This is a genomic window from Paenibacillus tepidiphilus, assembly GCF_008635795.1.
GTDB classification, from domain to species: Bacteria; Bacillota; Bacilli; order Paenibacillales; family Paenibacillaceae; genus Paenibacillus_AQ; species Paenibacillus_AQ tepidiphilus.
The window spans coordinates 446,014-465,138 of record NZ_VWRQ01000002.1; the positions used below are offsets into that span (position 1 = coordinate 446,014).

Here is a 19,125-nt window from a genome sequence, read left to right on the forward strand (position 1 = left end):
TTAACCCTTTCTCTTGCTTAATAGATAAACATTGCATCGCCGAAGCTGAAGAAGCGGTATTTCTGTTCAACGGCTTCCTCATAAGCGGCCATAATATGCTCCCGGCCGGCCAATGCGCTTACCAGCATGACGAGCGTGGACTTCGGCAGATGGAAATTGGTGATCAGCGCATTCACAACCGTAAAGCGGTATCCGGGATAGATAAAAATATCAGTCCAGCCGCTGCACGCCTCAAACGGCTTGTCCCCGAAATCCCGTCCCACCGTTTCCAGCGTCCGGCAGGAAGTAGTACCCACTGCAATAATTCGTCCGCCCCGCGCCCGCGCTTCATTCAGCACCTCTGCGGTCTCCCGGGACAGCTCATAGTACTCGGCATGCATAACATGCTCCTCCACCTTCTCTACCGACATTGGCCGGAAGGTGCCGAGACCGACATGCAGCGTCAGATAGGCGATGGTCACGCCTTTGGCGGCAATACGCTCCAGCAGCTCCTCGGTGAAATGCAGGCCTGCCGTCGGCGCAGCCGCCGAGCCTTCATGGCGGGCATACACGGTCTGATAACGTTCCCGGTCTTCCAGCGTTTCCTTAATATACGGCGGAAGCGGCATTGTGCCAAGCCTGTCCAGGATTTCCTGGAAAATACCGGAGTACATAAAGCGCAGCGTCCGCCCGCCCATATCCGACTCTTCCTCAATGACCGCGCGCAGCTCCTCGCCGAACACGATGACGGCACCGGTCTTCAGCTTCTTTCCTGGCTTAACCAGTGCTTCCCAGCGGTCTTCCCCGAGATTCTTGAGCAGCAATACCTCCGCTTTGGCCCCTGTGTCTTCCTTGACACCGAAGAGCCTGGCCGGAATAACCCGCGTATCGTTCAGAACAAGTGTGTCACCTTCTGCAAACTGCTCCAATATATCGCTAAAAATCCGGTGCTCTATCGCTCCGTTCTCCTTGTCCAGCATCAGCAGCCTCGAAGCGCTGCGGTCTGCCAGCGGAGTCTGGGCGATCAGTTCCTCCGGTAAATGAAAGTCGTAGTCCTCTACATTCATGCTGTTTATCCATTCCTTAACTTGAGTGTTTATTCATTAACTATAGTAACGTTGTTAAAATAGTGTTGCAATATTTCCCTGTAATCATACCCCTGATCGGCCATTCCCTTGACGCCCCATTGCGACATACCAAGCCCGTGGCCATTGCCCCAGCCGATGAAATAGAAGCCGGAGCTGCCGCTGACCGCTCTCGCCTTGCCATCTGCGCCCAAGACCACCGTTCCTGCGGCTTGTCCCGACACTTTGCCGGAAGCGGACAGTACGCCGGCGTTCTGGGCAGATCCTACAGTGGATGTAGTACCGTCAGCGCCTAATACAGTATAACTGCCGGCCGGTACAATATCAAACAGCGTACTTGGCAATCCGCCGAAGGCCGAACGGAACAAATCCGGATATTTTACCTGCAAAATATTGCCGTTGGCCTTAACCTGCGTGGCCCGTCCCGAAGCTCCGCGCTGCGTGACCTGCAGGCTGACAATCGAGGAGGGCAGCGTACTGCTGGTCTTGCCGGACAGGCTCTTCAGCAGGTCGGCAGAGGTATACGGGCCCTTAATCCAACTATAGCTGCCAGATTCATAGACTGTGTCCAGTACCGCGGCATTGTCGCCCGGATTCAGCTGGCCCACCGGCTTCACGCTGCTCTCAATAACCGGCAACGGCCGGATATTGACGCCGTCAGTCGTGGCTGTGGCGATGCGCAGTCCCCCGGAAGTGGTCTGTCCGGTCAGCTTGATATTATCTTCCCGGGCATAGCCCGAGACACCGCTTGCCAGCTGCAGGTAATACCATTTCTTCGCTGCGGCGGCGGAGACATCCCCGCTGCTCGGCTTACTTGCAAAGGCATCGCCGCCGTTCGCCCATACCTCTGCCGGCTCAGCCGTCATGCCGCCGGCATTGGAGGAGAAGACGGCCTCCACAAGCTTGCCGCCGTTCATCAGCACCTCTCCGGCCGTCGCGTCCACCGCCTTGATGATGCTTGGCGCTTCTGCCCCGATACCGTTATAGACCTGGCTAAGTGTAGTATCCACCACATGCGCCACGTCGAACTTCGTGCCCTGCGCCAGCGCGTAGCTGCGCGCAGCCACGGCCTGGGCCTTCAGCGCTTCTTCAGGCCAGCTGGACGATACCTCGCCGCCGACAACCGCATACAGATACTGTTCCAGCGGAACCTCGTTGATGACCGCCAGCGAACCGGATAACCCGCTGAGCTCCAGATTGCCGCGGTAAGTCCGTTTGGAGCGCTCGGCCATATTAATCCCGGCGTCGTTGCCCACCGCCATAAACTTGGCGCCGCTTCCGGAGACGACATAGTGCGCGGCCTGTGTCTCGCTGCTCCAGTCGAGTCCGGCGTCGGTGCGGACAATCAGCCCGGGCGACGCCGCAGGGGCAAGCGCCAGCTGCGGCATTGCGGCCGCCAGCGTCACTTGCAGCGCGGCGAGCTCCGCGTCGCCGGCCGCTTCGCCGGTCCATACCTCATAGCGCGCGCTGCCGCCATCGCTACCTACCGCCACCGGCCAGGCGTCGTACCCGGCCGCCCTGAGCTGGCCCGCTGCACTGCCCGCTTCCTCCAGGCTGGCATACTGGCCCGCCGTCAGATGCTTGGTTCCGGCCAGTGCCGGCGCCTGTCCGGAGGGGATTGACAGACTGGCCTTGCCTACCCGGGCCAGTCCTTCCTTGGCCGCGCTTTCGCTGGCGTATGGTCCGGTGTACAGCTGGTACACATTACCTCCGCTTCGCGAGGCAAGGAACACCTGCGGCTTGTCCGAGGTCGACTGCAGCTTCTTCGCCGCGTCGGCTGCTGCCTGCCAGGAAGGCGTCTCCAGCACCTTTACCTTATAATTGTCCAGGCTGACACGGATTTTGCTTCCGCCCGGCACCGTAATCAGCGGTACCGAACCGCCTGTAGCGGAGTTCAACGTAAAGGCCTTGTCCGACTGCAGGGTTACCTGCGGTGTTGTGGACTTATATTTGCTGCCGATATCGGCATATAACGCTACCCGGATGGTTGTATTTGTGGCGGCATGGCTGTAGGCTGCAGGACCGAAGAAGCTGCCGGCCAGCACCGCCGCCGCCAGCAAGCCGCGGCCCAGAAGTCCCGTCCGCCCTGATGTGCGCCTGCGAAAATTCATCGTAAGCCTCCTAAGATATGTCTTAATCTCATTTATGTGTGGCGTTCCTGAATTTACTTGGTGCCATAGACTCAGCCGCTTAATGCTGCTCAGGCGGCAGCGGCAAGCCCAGATGGTGATAGGCTGCCGGGGTGACCACCCGGCCCCGCGGTGTGCGCTGCAGGAAGCCGATCTGCAGCAGATACGGCTCATAGACATCCTCGATGGTCTGGCTCTCTTCACCGATGGTGGCGGCAATTGTGTCCAGCCCGACCGGACCGCCGCGGAAGGAAGAAATCATTGCCCGCAGCATCTTATGGTCAATACTGTCCAGCCCGCGCGGATCGACCTGCAGCATCTTCAGCGATTCACCGGCTGCGTCCGGCGTGATGATCCCGTCGCCGCGCACCTGGGCGAAATCGCGTACCCGCTTCAGCAGCCGGTTGGCGATCCGCGGCGTTCCCCGTGAGCGCAGGGCAATCTCTTCGGCAGCGTCACCGACAATCTCCACACCCAGAAGCTCGGCGTTGCGCGAAATGATGTAGCTCAGCTCATCAATCGTATAATATTCCAGCCGGCTGACGACGCCGAAGCGGTCGCGCAGCGGTGCGGACAGCAGCCCGGCGCGCGTAGTAGCGCCTATAAGCGTAAACGGCGGGAGATCCAGCCGCACCGAACGCGCACTCGGCCCCTTGCCGATCATAATATCCAGCGCGAAATCCTCCATCGCGGGATACATGACCTCCTCCACCGTCCGGTGCAGGCGGTGGATTTCGTCGATGAAGAGCACATCGCCCTCCTGCAGATTGGTCAGCAGCGCCGCCAGATCGCCGGCCCGCTCAATCGCCGGGCCTGAGGTCGTCCGCAGATTAACCCCCAGCTCGTTGGCGATAATGTTAGCCAGCGTTGTCTTGCCGAGTCCCGGCGGCCCGTAGAGCAGCACATGATCCAGCGCCTCGCTCCGCATTTTGGCCGCTTCAATATATATCTTGAGATTCTCCTTCACCTGGGTCTGTCCGATATACTCACCCAGATAACGGGGCCGCAGGCTCAGTTCGACCGCCTGCTCGTCCATCATTAGATTCGCCGATATAATCCGGTCGTCCATATCTTTATCACTCCAATTCTCCGGGGCTTCCCCCTACCCTTCTGCGGTGAATGAACCCACCATATACTTACTTGGCTATGAATAAATGACCCAGCGCCTTCTTCATCAGCGCATCGACCGTCCCTCGGTCCGAGCCTTCCTTCTTCATCGTCAGCCAGACGCGGTCCAGCTCCGCTTCCGTATAGCCGAGCGCCTTCAGCGCATCCCTGGCTTCCTGCCACGGCGTGGCGGTATCCAGCTCCTCCTGTGCTACGGCGAACAGTCCGGTCTGCATCGACACCGCGCTCAGACCGTCGAGCTTGTCGCGCAGATCAAGAATCATCCGCTGTGCCGTCTTCTTGCCGATGCCCGGCAACCGGGTAAGGAAGGTGATATTCTCCTGATAAATTGCCGAAATCAGCTGATCCGGCGTTCCCCCGGTCAGGATGCCCAGCGCTACACGCGGGCCGATGCCCGACACTTCAATCAGCTTGCGGAACAGCTTCTGCTCCTCCCGCGTGGCGAAGCCGAACAGCTGCGTTGCATCTTCGCGTGTATGATAATGGATATATACCATTACAGGCCCTTCCGTCTTGGCAAAAGCGTATGGATTCGGGCAGAACACCCGATACCCTACCCCCTGAACGTCAAGCACCACATATTCCGTTTCCAAATGGACAACCGGTCCCCGCAAGAAATCTATCATTTTCGCAATACCTCATTTAATTTGGAATTAAGACTGACTGAATGGGCATGGCACACGGCGACCGCCAAAGCATCGGCCACATCGTCCGGCTTCGGAACAGCGCTTAGCTTCAACAGCACTTTAACCATTTCCTGCACCTGCTTCTTCTCCGCTTTGCCGTAACCGACCACCGCCTGCTTCACTTGAATCGGTGTGTATTCTGCGATCGGCAGCCCCCGCTGCACCGCCGCCAGCACCAGTACGCCGCGAGCCTGAGCCACCGGCAGCGCCGTGGTCACATTGCGGCTGAAGAACAGCTTCTCAAACGCCACTGCATCGGGCTTGTACCGGTCCAGCAGCTGCACCATGCCCTCATAGACATGCTGCAGACGTTCTCCATCAGGCGTATGCGCCTCGGTCTGAATGCAGCCGTACTGCACCGGCGTTACTTTATTGCCTTCCTTATCTACGAACCCGAAGCCGACAATCGCCAGCCCCGGGTCAATTCCCAAGATGCGCAAATCCATTCTCTCCCTTATCACAAGCAAGCTTAAAGCGAACATATGTATTCCTTTATAACATTATAACAAAAATCCCTCGGGCAGAGCGAAAAACTTTGTCTTCTGTCTTAAAAACAGGCGAAGCCTTTACAATCAGGCTGATGCATCTCCGGAATGCCAAAAAGGCCGCCCCCGCCAGCCGGCAGGGAACGACCTTCAAGAATCGGCTCTTATATTATTGTTTTCTCTGCATGGCCTGCTCCGCCGAATCCCGCACATAATCGCTGAAGGTGGAGAGCACGCTGTTGTATTCTTCAATGTCCTGCACCCGGATGCCTTCGTGAAGCTGCTCCCAGATTTCTGCCGGCAGCGACGATTTCATCAAGCCCATATCCATTTGAAAAAAAGTCTTCAGCGCCTTCTCCGCTGCAGGCTTACCCTTGAACAGCGTCAGATTGCCGTGCTCGTCCACGCCGATATAGGCATCTCTCTTGGCCAGGGGTGACAGATCGTTCACCTTATGCTCCAGCCACAAATCACTGTCGCCGCTGATCCAGCCGCTCCAGCCCGGATGGCCTTCCACCAGCAGCTTCTGCTCTGCCGGACTGCGCTTTCCGGGAAGAGTCGTTACTTCCTCGCCGGATACATAAGTCGTCTGCAGATGAACCCTCCGGTGTACATTCTCTTTGACTATCGCTGCCAGCAGCTCGCTGCGTTCGAGTGCCGGATGATTATCCTGCCCTTCCGGGGGAGCCGGAGCCACAGCTGCCACAATGCTCTCTCCTGTGCCGCCGGGCAGTCCGCTCAGCAGATCCGGCATGTTCATGGCCGGACGGCTCAGCAGGCGGCTCATGGTCTCGGGCACCTGCATGCCGCGCCAGGCCAGCAGTGTCAGAATGATACAGGCCGCGCCGACCCACGGGGCATTCTTCCACCGTCTCCAGCGCCGCCACAGTTGTTTTTTCAAACGGAAAGCGTTCACGTTCATCCCTTCATTCTGGTTTTTTGCCTATTATGACCTGTGCAGGGATGAATTATGCGGTCGTTAGAACAAGTTAAGCAAATCTTCAGTATAACAAGGTTCTCCGGGTTACGACGGGTCCAGCGGATTCTCAATGGCCCCCAGGAACAGCCAGGACCCGCTCGCCCAATCTTCCACGGCCATTATAAATGGCCGGTTCACCTGCATTTCAAACGGTTCGTCCTGCGGCGGGGCACCGCCTGCCAGCATTCCAACCAGTGTAGAAGCCGCACCCTCCGTTCCTTTCTCGTCGACATGGATGAACGTCTTATGGAGAATACGGTCAATATACAGCGGGTCCTTTAGCTTAACCAGCTCCGAGAAATCACCCCGCCGTTTATCAAAGGCCAACTTTACTCCCAGCGCCCGCACCGCTTCCTTCAAATCTGTATCGAAGCTCGCCGAGAACTGCGGCAGAGTCAACGATCCCGTCTTGCCTTCCATTTGCTCCACCGGCGGAATCTCCCCCCTGGAGAGGCGCTCCGTCAGCTCCTGCACCGAGGAATGCTTCCCGGGCAGAAGAATCAGCATGCCCATACTGCTATTGCTGAAGGGGAGCCGGACCGCCTGCCAGTCTTCGGTTTCGGCATACATATACATGCCGCTGCGCTGCATCATCATGGCCTGCACAGTCGTAGCCTTATCCACGGCGAAATCCCCTGCTGCCGTATTCTCCTCCGGGAAGACCTGCTGCCACCCTGCGGCGAAGTAAAGCGCATTTAGCAGGACGGTAGCGGGATCGGGGGTAATCGGCGTCTCCAGCATCCTGCTGATCCTGCCCTTTGTCTGCTCAGACACCCACTTATTAATGTCGGTGACGGCCTGTTCACTGGCTAACTCTGCGGTATGAATGGAGGCTGAATAATAGGTGTCCGACTGCTTCCTGTAAGGCTCCCGTAGTGTCAGCCCCTGCTCCACCCATACCGAGTTCGCAATCTTCAGCTCAATGTCCTCCGCCGTTGTCTCCAAATGCTCCATTAATGCCAGATGCTCCTGATTCATGAGACTGCGTTCTCCGGGCTTGTAGCCGAGCAGTTGACCCAGTTCTTCCGCAGTCTCTCCGGCACTGCCGTTATAAGCGAGGGCCAGCGCCGAATAGATGCTATACGGCGAAATAATGAGATTGCCCTGCTGCTCCTGCCGTAACTTACCGAACAACTCCAGGCCAAGCCGGTTGATTTGCTCCCCAAGGCCCGTGACCGGCTGTATTTCGGCAGCCTGAACTTCAGGAGTGTCCGGAGCCTGACCCTTTGAACCGCAGCTCGTCAGAAGAAGGGCCAATGGCAACGCCGCCAGAGCAAAACGCTTCAAATGCAAATTCATCCGATTCTTTCTCCTTTCACATCTATGTACAGGAAAATATTTACTGATATAAACGCGGACAACCCGGTGAAAGTTGCATCGGAAGCCTTACAGATCCGAAATAACCGGCAGCTTGATATGGCTTGGATACTCCGTATTATGGTAAATGGTTTGCCGCACGGCCACCGGCTCATCATCCTCATACGGGTTGTTTCCCGTATTGGTGTTCGGGAAGGACACGAACTTGCTCGAGGACGTTACGGTCACGCGAATCCGGTGTCCCGCCGCGAACCTGTGAGCGATATTTTGCAGAAAAATATCGTACCTTTCGGCCTGCCCCGGCACCAGCAGCTCAGGCCGCTGCAGCCCATGCCTGTATTTAGCCCGGACAATGTAGTTCGACAGCCGGATGGAATCGCCGTTCTCATGCACATCGCTGAGCGTAACCACCCAATCCGTATCGCGGCCAGTGCTTGCGGCATAGAGAACCGCGGAGAGCTCTCCGGCCACCGTCAAGGCGTCCTCCAGCGGCTCGCTTGTATATACCAGAATATCGCTGCGGAGCTCGTGCTTCCGCATATTCTCCGGCTCGCGTTCACCGCTGTCGGCCACGGGATCGGCCGGATTGTAGATATAGGTATCCGCAGGCGAATCCGCTTCTGGTTGCTGCAGCAGCAAGCCGTCGCCCAGCGACGAATTGGCCCGGCCCTCTCCGCCCAGATAGAACGGCGTAACCACCGCCTCGGCCGGGGTCCAATCTTCCGAGGTTCGCCAGCGGTTTTCGCCGACCACATAATAAGACGCCCGCGGCTCCTCTTCAATGCCATTCCTGATCTCTTTGAGGAAGCGGTCAAACCAGCGCAGCACGGAGACGTCGTAATCATACACCACCGCATCGTTGCCGAAGGCCACGCCGGGCAGATCCCGGGAACGGTTCGGCCCATGCTCCCAGGGGCCAAGACGGATTTTGCGGTGGGGCACATCATGCTCGCTCAGCATCCGCCAGGTTTCCGAGACACCGGGGCTGTCGCCGTCATACCATCCGGAGATGACATACATCGGCACCTTGACCTGATCGCCCCTTTCGGTGAAGGTGCAATTCTTCCAGAATTCGTCGTACTCGGGATGACGGCTCCAAAGCTCCCACGGTCCCGACGCTTTGCCGATCATTTGCTGTGGAATCTCCTTAATGGGTCTGGCATCGACAGCCGCTTCCGGATTCACTGTGATGCCGCCGAAGATGTCAAAATCCGTCCGCGTCCCCACCGACTGCGCCAGTGTCCAGGACAGCAGCGGCCAGGAGCAGAGCGTGCCTCCCTTGCGCGCCGTATCGGTGAACGGGGATCCGACATTGACCTCATCCACCACTGCCTTCAGATTCGGATGACCGCTGGTTGCGGCAGCAACCACGACATAACCCAGGTAGGAAGCGCCCCACATCCCAACCTTTCCGTTGCTCCACTCCTGCGCAATGATCCAGTCAATCGTGTCATAGCCGTCATCCCGCTCATGATAGAAGGGCACCAGTTGCCCTTCCGAATCAGCACGTCCACGCACATCCTGGTTAACAACGGCATACCCCCGGTTGGCCCAGCGCATGAAAATTTCTTTTTTCCCGTTGCGGTCATAACAGGTTCTCACCACAATGGTCGGCAGCTTCGTCCCCGGCTCAATGCCTTCGGGCAGGTAGACATCCGTCGCCAGGCGGACCCCGTCACGCATCGGGACCAGATAGGTGCCGAGGTCGTTGACCCCGTATTCCGGTTTGGACAGCAGCGGCTCAGCGTAGACGGCAAGAGGTGTAAGCGGTTCGAAGCCTTCCTTGACAATGAGTTCAATCCCGTAGCGGTTAGGCGCTACAAAAGCAATGATCTCGCCGTTCACCGTTACAAGGTCCAGTGCCGTCCCGCCCCGCAGCGCCCATACCTGGGAAGCCAGCTTCCTACCCTCAATCTCGGCTTCATACGTGATATGCCGCTGATACACGTCACCATTCTCCAGCATGATCTCGTTTTGGTTCCATTGTGCTCCGCTATATACATCAAGGCTTTGGGCAATCCGGCTTAGCGGCAGCACATATTTACCCAAGGGGTCCAGCCTGTTCTCCTGCATTTGCGTCCGTCTGCGGACATCCACACCGGCATGCATGACTCCATGTTCCGTAAAACGTATCTTCCCCGCATAAATGCCCGAACAGTAGAAATTATAAACAGCATCTTGTATGTAAGACTTCATCATCCTGTCCCCTTATCCGCAAATTTGTTCAAAAACGCGCAGCCAATTGCCGCCCATGATCTTGGCGATGTCCTCATCACTATATCCGCGCCCGACAAGTCCGCGGGTGAAATTGCCGAAGCGGCTGTATTTCTCCAGCCCTTTCACCGTTTCCGTGGATGGCCCATCCCCCGGAGCGAACCCCAGCCGCGGTGCAATCCGCTCCTTGAAATAGATCAGCGACCACTCCACATCGCTCATGGGCCAGTCGGTGCCAATGCCGACATGATCTACGCCGACGAGGTGAATGACATGCTCCATGTGGTCCAATACATGGTCCAGGGTTGTATTCTTCGGATCACCATGAACAAACCACGGCATCGCAAAAATACCGATCACCCCGCCAGTACCGGCAATCGCGGTGATTTCCTCATCGCTTTTGCAGCGCATATGCGAATAGACGGCTTCAGCTCCGGTATGCGAAGCGATAACCGGAGCGCTGGATACCCGGCAGGCGTCAAGCGTCGTCTGCCGGCCGCAATGGCCTGTATCGACGATGATGCCCAGCTCGTTCAGACGTTGGACAAACCGGAGGCCATAGCTCGACAGACCGCCATTTCCCGGCTCAGCACAGCCGGAGCCGATCAGATTCTGATTGTTGTAGGTCAACTGCAGAATCCGCAGACCGAATTGGTACAGCGAATCGAGCAATCCGAGATCGTTGCCGATTCCGTCCGTTTCCTGCGCCGTAATGATCCCGGCCTTCTGTCCGTTGCGCTTGGCGCTGCGGATATCTTCGGCTTTCAGCGCCTTGACCAGCCAGTCCGCGGAATCGAACTGCAGCTGCACCTCGGACATGCTGCTGATCATAGTTTCCCTGTCATCCAGATGAAGCTCACGGTTGCCGGCGGTGATGCCGGACTTGTACCATTCTTCCCTGTACTGGGGGAGCTCTCCGCGTGCCGCCATGCGGACCAGCAGCTTGGCGGGCATACCGCTGTAAACAAGCGGTTCCTCCTTGTAGGGCTCGCACAGCGTGCGCAGCCGGTCGGAGACCTCTACGGGAATCGCCCGGGGCGACAAGGGCCCCTGGAACAGCAGATCAATATTGATGTTCTCCTCATGCAGGCGCTGCGCCCGCCGCTCCTGCTCCACCGTCAATTTAAAATCATACCAGCCATCCTGTTCGTTCATCTGCCTGTCCCTCCACCACTCTTGATGAATATGAAAGTTCTGAGAATCATATTTTGGTATGAATGAGCCTGTCACCAGGGTATCTCAGTTCCCCGGTGCAGTGCCAAGGCCCGCTTGTAAATATAGTTTGCCGCCGCTAAATCCTGGACGGCGAGGCCCAGGCTCTTGAACAAGGTTATCTCTTGTTCCCCTGTTCTGCCGCTTACACGGCGTTCGAACCATTCGCCGATTTCGCCGGCAATATGTTCGGCGCCTATTACCCCTTCCTGCAGCGGAATCAGGTAGTCGCCGGCCTCGTTCACGGCCGATTCCCGCCGGTCCACGAACAGCCTGGATGAAGCCACCAGCGCCGAATCCAGCTCACGCTCATGGGGCCGGCAGGCACCCACTGCATTGATATGTGTCCCGGGCCGCACCCATTCACCGCGCAGGACAGGCTCGGCCGCTGCAGTCACCGTACAGATGATATCCGCATGGTGTACCGCCTCGCGAACCGTTCCGGCGGCCGTTACCTCCGTGCTCCATCTGGCCGCCTGTTCTGCCGCGAATTGCTGCGCTTTGCCCTTCGACCGGCTCCATACCCGGACACGCCGGATATTCCGCACCTTCAGCATCGCCTCCAGATGGCTTGCCGCCTGCTCGCCGGTGCCGATTATCGCCAGCTCTGCCGCGTCTTCTCTGGCGAGCACACGGGTGGCTGCGGCGCTGGCCGCCGCTGTCCGGATGGCTGTAATCGCCCGCCCGTCCACCAGGGCGCGGAGAACGCCGCCAGCCGCATCGAACAAGGCCACAGCTCCCTGGTGCGACGGCAAACCCAGCGCATGATTATGCGGAAATACGCTGATCAGCTTCGCACCGGCCACTGCTTCCTGCTTCAAATAGCCGGGCATCAGCCCGAGCAGGTTGCCCGCCTCCAGCGGCATTACCTGGCGCAGGCTCTGCAGTGCCCTTCCAGCCGACAGATCGGCGAGTACCTCCGCCATGATTTCAATGCAGGCCTCCATGGTCAGCAGCTCTGCCGCTTCTGTCCGGTTAATTACCAGCATTCTTATCCGCCTCCCTTTCTTAGCACTCGTACTCCTACACCTTTCATCATAGCGCATTTATTTGTATGATGAGAGATGTCCCGGTTAAAATTGCTTCAAAACTTATCTTTCCAGGCGATCATTTGCTATACTCAATAATAGTGAAACCAAGCCAATACTGAACAAAGGGGATAACCTTGATGATTATTCAACCAAAAACACGCGGCTTTATCTGCACCACCGCCCATCCGGAAGGATGCGCCAAGCAGGTTCAGCAGCAGATTGACTATGTAAAAGCGCAAGCGCCATTGAACGGACCCGCAAATGTACTCGTCATCGGCGCATCCACCGGATACGGACTTGCTTCCCGAATCACCGCCGCCTTTGGCGCCGGCGCCAATACCATCGGCGTCTATTTCGACAAAGCCGCGGAAGGCAGCCGCACCGCCTCAGCCGGCTGGTATAACTCCGCCGCCTTTGAACGTGAAGCCGCCAAGCAGGGTATTAAATCCCACAGCATCGTTGGCGATGCCTTCTCGAATGAGATCAAAGCCAAAACTATCGAACTGATCAAAGCCGAATACGGCACCGTAGACCTCGTGGTATATAGCGTGGCATCCCCGCGGCGTACCCATCCGGTTACCGGAGAAGTCTTCTCTTCCGTAATCAAACCTGTTGGCGAAGCTTATTCCAACCAAACCTTGAACTTCCATACCGGTGAAGTCTCCACGGCCACCATTGAGCCGGCTACTGACGATGAGGTTCGCCAGACTATTGCTGTTATGGGCGGCGAGGATTGGGGAATGTGGATCGACCAGCTGCGGGAAGCGGGCGTACTGGCGGACGGAGCGACCACTGTCGCTTACTCCTACATCGGACCGGAAGTGACTCATCCGATCTACAAGGAAGGAACGATTGGCCAAGCCAAGAACGACCTGGAGAAGACCGCAATTGAGCTGAACGGACAGCTTAGCGCTACAGGTGGACGGGCATTTGTTTCCGTCAATAAAGCTCTGGTTACCCAGTCCAGCGCGGCCATTCCCGTAGTACCACTCTATATCTCCGCACTCTACAAAGTGATGAAGGAGAAGGAGCTGCATGAGAACTGCATCCAGCAAATGTACCGCCTGTTCGCGGAACATCTCTATGCCGGCGGAGCCGCTTCCGGCAACAGCAGCCACCTGATCCGCATCGACGATTGGGAGATGCGCGCGGACGTCCAGGAGGAAGTGATGCGCCGCTGGAATGAGCTGAATACGGAGAACGCTTCGGAGCTGACCGATCTGGAGGGTTACCGCGAAGATTTCTTCAACCTCTTCGGCTTCCGGACCGCAGGCGTGGATTACGAAGCCGATACCGATCCGGCGGTAGGGATTCCAAATCTATATTAATCGAGTAGATAGGGGCGGCTAGCCCCTGACCTCTCACACCACCGTACATGCGGGTCCGCATACTGCGGTTCCAAAAAGGTTAACAAAGTTCCAGATAACGAGTAAGCAAACTTTTCAGCCCTTTCGCTTCCCAGTAGGAAGTCGTAAGGGCGTTATTCGTGTTCCGGGACATTTCCCACGCACCTCGCCGCGAGTTGGCCATCTTAATACAAACCCACTTTGGAACCCCGAGTGCTTGAAGCTCACGGATTCGTGTACGTACTCGTTTCCACTGTTTCCACAGACACATTCGAAGTCTCCTCCGAATCCACTGGTCCAGTGTTTGGAAGCGTGTCTTCGCCGCGGCTAGACGGAAATAACCGAGCCAACCCATCAGATAGTGATTCAGTCGGTTAATCCTTTCTTCCATGGAAATGGACCAGGTTCGATTGGTTAACTCTCGAATCCTTTCTTTAAAAGCTGAGAGGCTCTTCGGTGCTATTCGAATCGTCGCCTGTTTCTGACTCAGGAAACTGAATCCTAAGAACTTTCGGTGCCAAGGTCTGGCCACCGCACTTTTCTCCCGCTTCACTTTTAGTTTTAGCTTTCCTTCTACAAACCGACTTACCGATTCCATGACGCGTGTTCCTGCTCGTTTAACTCGCTACAAAGATGTTGCAGTCGTCCGCATAGCGCACGAAACTCTTGGCGACTTCGGATTTCGTCATGTTATGGTGACTCATCCAGCTAGCCTTGCCTCAAATCGAGTTCGTGTACCTTGGCTCGTTCATTTGCCTCCAGCTTCCTTCATATTCCACCTCGCGATGGACACCCTTGCTCTTGGCTAACGGTAGGTGCTTGCCAGCCCCCGCTCGGGACTTTCACCCTAGAGATGACGCCCATGCTGGGCGTACTAATAATAAGAGCCGTTCCTTAATCGGAATCGGCTCTTTTCTCACCAGCAATAAATAACACAACCTAACATTATCTAAACGTTTCCGCCGGCTTCACATCTTCAGATTCGTACCGACCATGGATAAACAAAATAGCCCCGTTCTCTCTCCTGCCCGAATCTTATTTCAGTAGATAGATTACAGCGTTTTCTTATGGATATCCATTAAGTAAAAGTCAGGGACATCATTGCATTCAGACAGTTCAACATTAATACAATAAGTTTTGGTGCTGGCTAAGGCAGTTTGGTAAGCATTATTAAACTCCTCAACTGTTCTTACACTTACTCCCTCGCCACCAAAAGCCTTGACAACCTCGTGATACGCATTGCAAGGTAACTCTACCCCGCGGTACGCTTTCATGTTAAAAGTGTTTCTTTGTTCAAATTTACATGATCCCCATGCGCTATTATTATGAATGATAATGATAATTTTCAGGTTATATTGGATCGCCGTTTGAATTTCTCCGATGTGAAACCCGAATGAACCGTCTCCGGTGTACAGCACGACCTCCTCTTGCGGATAAGCGGCTTTGATTCCAATGGCCATTGGTAAACCGGCACCCATCAGGCCAAGCGTGCCATTCGGAGAACTGAGGACTCTACCTGGAGAAAATACACGCAGATGCTTTATCAGCCATTGCCCCGCATGGGACCCGTCTCTAACAAAATAATTCCCTCGTCCTGACAGGGAATTGATCGACTGCATGACATCATATGGATGAACCTGGCCCTGTGATTCACTCTTCGTTTGCAGCATAAGCTGTTCCTCTTCTTTTAGCGATATTAAGTCGGAAACCCAGTCCCTGCTTCGCTTCCGGCAATCCAGCTTGCCGAGTTGGCGCAATAGTGCTTTTAGCGTTTCTTTGGCGTCGCCGACCAAGCCCAATTTCAAATTCATTTTGTTCGCGTTCAATTCACCGGGCTCAATATCAATCTGGACGATTGCCTGCCGTTCTGAACTCCCGTAATAGGGTTCATTTCCGAAGGCGAGCGCGAAGTTGAATCTTGCTCCGATAGCCACAATTAAGTCGGCATTCGCAAAAGCATAATGGGTGAGTGTACTTGTCATCGGGCTGCCAACCCCCATAGACAATTCATTATCGTCGGGCACAACACCGCGGGCCAGGCTGATTCCGAAATACGGAATTTCCAGCAATCGCGACAACTCGCATACTTCATGCTCTGCATATGACCACCAGACTCCGCTTCCTCCGATAATAACCGGTCTGTCCGACTGTACAAGCATACCCGCCAGGGATACGATGTCCTCTTCAACGGCAACACTTTTATTCCATAGCCTGTTCTCCTGCACAATAGATAGATCATATTGGCCAGAGTCACGCCGGGAGAGCTGGACCTCAAAAGGTATTTCCAGACATACGGGGCCTGGTCTTCCCGCTAGCATTTTTTTGCACACCATTCTCACATATTCAGGAATTCGTTCCGCAGTCGGCACTATTTTATAATCTTTCACATATTCCGACAACATGGGCTCGCATTTCATATCCTGTAAATTCCCTCGATCGTTTTTGGTGCTGACATTGGTGCCGATAATTACAAGTAAGGGCGTATTGGCCAAACTCGCACGAACAATTCCGGACACTGCATTTGTAACTCCGGGCGCACCCGGCAGGATACACACCGCCACCCTTCGGGTTACCTGTATCCACGAATCTGCCATATATACCGCTGACGCTTCATGCCGGGCACCGATATATTCAATCCCTTCGTTGCAGAGTGCATCGATGAGGGAACTGGCCACCAATCCCACAACCCCAAATGCCTGTTCTACCCCTAATAGCTTGAGACTTTGGGCTAGTATCGTAGAACCATTAAGACCGCTGACCATATCAATACCCCCGATTTGCCGCTAACGTGCGCGCAACCGTCTTTTCGCTGTCTTCTGCACACCGTTTATCGGTAATCCGTGCTGATTTCCAGCTGACCAGCGCCCCTAGATTAGCGATCGCTTCCAGCTCATCAACGGCATAAATCTGGCATTTTCCGCCTATGGTATGAATCCATTCCTGCTGTAAATGATTAAGCTCGCTGCTGTTTACAGGGCTGGCAAACTCCAAATCGATTGCTACACGATCTGTGCCATTCTCATGATCAATGGTTATCTGGTACCCGATGCATGTGTTGAAGTGTCTCATAATTATATTCTCTATATCTTCGGGATAATAGGTTTTGTTCTCAATCGTAATGAGGTCTTTGATTCGCCCCTTAAATTCAATTTGCTGTGAGCAACCTAGATGATTGTGAACATGCGCATGCAGTATAGCTACATCGCCGGTGCGGTAGCGAATTAACGGTTTGGCAGAATTCGGCTGTATCATAGTAAGCACTAGTTCGCCGCTCTCCCCACTGCTTAGTAACCGGTCGCCTTCGACTTCAACGATCTCATACATATAGTTGAACGGAAGCGTGTAGAACTTCCTGTCTGGAGCCAGCACTGCAGCATGACCCACTTCCTGCGAGCCGTAAAGAAAATTATAAACATCCGCACTCCAGATATTTCCGATATTGCGCTGCATTTCTGCTGTACACATTTCTCCTATTAACAGGATAACCTTAATGTTGAAATCACTGATTGCGTAACCGTATTTGATACTGGCTTTATATAACGTCTGAACAACGCCTGGTGTCCCAAGGAGGACTTCAATCTGATGGTCTCTGAGCAGCTGCAGCGTTTTCTTGAATCCGACCACGGGGGAGTAAGGCCATATTTTAAAAATGCAGTAATCCATATCCAAAAAGATTTTTCCAATGGTATCGCCGGTGGAATGCAGCTCGGTCGGCCCCATAATTCCAATAGCCTTTTGTGACAATGCCGAGACCTTCTGCAATAAAGGCTTTACGCCTTCCATAATGCTGTTATTGATCCGGATAATATCATTTTTATTTCTTAAGCACAGCGTCGCTTTCCCTGTTGTTCCGGTTGTTTCATAATAATATCCTGAATCCTTTAACTTCCCGCTCAGAATCCCTGTCTCTGCCTCACGCAGGTCAGCTTTGGTCGTAAACGGCAGTGAAGAGAGTCCGTTCAAGGCAAATTCGGCTTCATCAATATCTTTAAATTTTGTGCCATAATATTCAGAGTGTACTTTTACATATTTAAAAACTTCATGAAGCATTTCCTCACGGTAAGCATTCAGATCACCGGCATCCAGCTTGTGGTTATGGAAATCATTTAACAGTTCAAGATAATCTTTTTCAAAATCTCCATGTACATTCATTATCGTCATTTGGTAGCCTCCATGCTCGGATTTATTAAATCAAATTTCTTTTCAGATTATCTGCAGTGTTTATCCGATCCAGTTGATCATTAATGCTGCTGCTGTAAAAAATTCGTGAAATGCTGTCATTGTATTCTACGCCGTGATCCGTAACATACAATTCATTGCGTTCCGGTTTTTCACAAGCCAAATTATTGGCAAGCAAGAATCCGAATTCGTCTTGGAAATATTCACTGACATTGATACCATGCTTCTGCGACAATTTGACTCTTTCAATTTCCAACAGCTTCACCTGGAAGGATACATCGCGATGTAGCCGCTCAATTGAGCTTAGTTCCTTACCCACATCTAGCGGAAAAGTCCCTTCTTCAATGCATTTGAGATATTTAGAGATGGAGCGCACATTTGTATACGTGAAATTGTTGAAATACGAAAAGGAGGAGACCCCCATCCCGATATACTCTCCGCCGCTCCAGCAATGATGCTGGTGCTTGAAATCATACGGCTGTTTAGAGAAGGAGGGCGATGCAACATGCTTGTAGGCGGCTGAGCGCATTTCGCGGATAAGGGTATCAATAAATTCAGAAATATCTTCATTGGAAGGATACCGGTCATCCCTTTGATTTAAGCTATGATACATCTCTGTACTCGGCCTAATGCTCAGTTTGTAAAAGGAAACGCCTTCCGGCTCCATTTCTTTAATGACTTGAATATCTTTATGGAACTGATCCAGGCTCTGATTAGGCAAACCATACATGATATCAATAATCCGTTCTTGTATCCCCATTTTCTTAAGCAATCCCAGCTTTTCAACAGCAAGCTCGGCAGTGTGGCTTCTGTTGATTCTCTTCAATATATCATCATTAAAGGTTTGAACGCCCATGCACACCCGGTTAACCTTGTTCTCTTTCAGCCGGCCGATGTTTTCTTCGCTAAGCGTGCTGGGACAGCTATCGGTCGTTATCTCGATTTCTTCGGAAACTTCAAAGTTGTCGTACACCATATCAATTAATTCGATCAAGTATTTGGGAGCCACCAGCGTGGGTGTACCTCCCCCGAAGTATATAGATTTAATCACGACTTTCATATGCTTCAATAATTTAATATACATCCGAAATTCCGATTTCAATGCTTCGAAATATCGTTGGACGATCTCATCCTTCTGCTGGTTTTTGGGTAGCGAAACATAATAGCAGTACGTACATTTCTTTTCACAAAACGGAACATGAAAGTATAATGCCAGTTCCTTTCTGAACAGAACATCCGGATGTAATGGTTCGAGCAAAGCCATAGGCGGGTAAAGAAAAAAATACTGCTTACTTCTGTCCCAATCAAAGTTTATCTTCTTCATTTCAATAATCCCCTATCTGAGTTATCACTTT

14 protein-coding genes and 1 pseudogene are annotated in these 19,125 nt (G+C 54.0%); 1 reads left to right on the forward strand and 14 read right to left on the reverse strand.

Translation table 11 applies throughout. The features are described 5' to 3' along the window. Nucleotides 1-17: 17 nt before the first annotated feature. From queA to F1379_RS04115, 10 genes are all read right to left on the reverse strand, one after another. Nucleotides 18-1,046, reverse strand: coding sequence for a tRNA preQ1(34) S-adenosylmethionine ribosyltransferase-isomerase QueA (gene queA, locus F1379_RS04070; RefSeq protein WP_150266594.1), 1,029 nt, complete (start codon nucleotides 1,044-1,046; stop codon nucleotides 18-20). A gap of 29 nt (nucleotides 1,047-1,075) precedes the next feature. After that, on the reverse strand, nucleotides 1,076-3,175 hold the full coding sequence (locus F1379_RS04075; protein ID WP_150266596.1) for a SpoIID/LytB domain-containing protein: 2,100 nt from the start codon (nucleotides 3,173-3,175) through the stop codon (nucleotides 1,076-1,078). Nucleotides 3,176-3,254: 79 nt separating this feature from the next. Continuing rightward, a complete protein-coding gene (gene ruvB / locus F1379_RS04080) occupies nucleotides 3,255-4,262 on the reverse strand; it encodes a Holliday junction branch migration DNA helicase RuvB (protein WP_150266598.1) in 1,008 nt (335 codons plus the stop codon). Between the two features lie 67 nt (nucleotides 4,263-4,329). Beyond that, the gene (gene ruvA / locus F1379_RS04085) at nucleotides 4,330-4,947 is read right to left on the reverse strand and encodes a Holliday junction branch migration protein RuvA (protein WP_150266600.1); all 618 of its coding nucleotides are present in this window, start codon (nucleotides 4,945-4,947) and stop codon (nucleotides 4,330-4,332) included. Then, entirely contained in the window at nucleotides 4,944-5,447 is a 504-nt protein-coding gene (gene ruvC, locus F1379_RS04090; protein WP_150266602.1) for a crossover junction endodeoxyribonuclease RuvC, read from the reverse strand. The genes ruvA and ruvC overlap by 4 nt, the downstream gene beginning before the upstream one ends. Before the next feature lie 214 nt (nucleotides 5,448-5,661). Beyond that, a complete protein-coding gene (locus F1379_RS04095; RefSeq protein ID WP_162551068.1) occupies nucleotides 5,662-6,393 on the reverse strand; it encodes a BofC C-terminal domain-containing protein in 732 nt (243 codons plus the stop codon). 123 nt (nucleotides 6,394-6,516) lie between these two features. Continuing rightward, a complete protein-coding gene (locus tag F1379_RS04100) occupies nucleotides 6,517-7,770 on the reverse strand; it encodes a serpin family protein (RefSeq protein ID WP_150266606.1) in 1,254 nt (417 codons plus the stop codon). Nucleotides 7,771-7,857: 87 nt separating this feature from the next. Next, entirely contained in the window at nucleotides 7,858-9,984 is a 2,127-nt protein-coding gene (locus tag F1379_RS04105; RefSeq protein ID WP_162551069.1) for a CocE/NonD family hydrolase, read from the reverse strand. 12 nt (nucleotides 9,985-9,996) lie between these two features. Beyond that, a complete protein-coding gene (locus F1379_RS04110; RefSeq protein ID WP_150266610.1) occupies nucleotides 9,997-11,157 on the reverse strand; it encodes a dipeptidase in 1,161 nt (386 codons plus the stop codon). 71 nt (nucleotides 11,158-11,228) lie between these two features. Then, nucleotides 11,229-12,203 (reverse strand): ornithine cyclodeaminase family protein, encoded by a 975-nt coding sequence (locus F1379_RS04115; protein WP_162551070.1) that lies wholly within the window; start codon nucleotides 12,201-12,203, stop codon nucleotides 11,229-11,231. Nucleotides 12,204-12,382: 179 nt separating this feature from the next. Between F1379_RS04115 and fabV the strand changes: the two genes are divergently transcribed. Beyond that, nucleotides 12,383-13,573: an enoyl-ACP reductase FabV gene (fabV, locus tag F1379_RS04120; RefSeq protein WP_150266614.1), complete on the forward strand. Its 1,191-nt coding sequence runs from the start codon at nucleotides 12,383-12,385 to the stop codon at nucleotides 13,571-13,573. Nucleotides 13,574-13,652: 79 nt separating this feature from the next. On the opposite strand, the pseudogene F1379_RS30610 reads toward fabV, so the two are convergent. From F1379_RS30610 to hemW, 4 genes and pseudogenes are all read right to left on the reverse strand, one after another. Further along, nucleotides 13,653-14,253: pseudogene (locus F1379_RS30610) on the reverse strand (group II intron maturase-specific domain-containing protein); the annotation flags it as partial. 390 nt (nucleotides 14,254-14,643) lie between these two features. Continuing rightward, nucleotides 14,644-16,353, reverse strand: coding sequence for a thiamine pyrophosphate-binding protein (locus F1379_RS04130; protein WP_150266618.1), 1,710 nt, complete (start codon nucleotides 16,351-16,353; stop codon nucleotides 14,644-14,646). A gap of 1 nt (nucleotide 16,354) precedes the next feature. After that, on the reverse strand, nucleotides 16,355-17,752 hold the full coding sequence (locus F1379_RS04135; RefSeq protein ID WP_150266620.1) for a phenylacetate--CoA ligase family protein: 1,398 nt from the start codon (nucleotides 17,750-17,752) through the stop codon (nucleotides 16,355-16,357). Nucleotides 17,753-17,777: 25 nt separating this feature from the next. Then, complete coding sequence (gene hemW / locus F1379_RS04140; RefSeq protein ID WP_150266623.1) at nucleotides 17,778-19,094, reverse strand: radical SAM family heme chaperone HemW; 1,317 nt, start codon at nucleotides 19,092-19,094, stop codon at nucleotides 17,778-17,780. Between the last annotated feature and the right edge of the window lie 31 nt (nucleotides 19,095-19,125).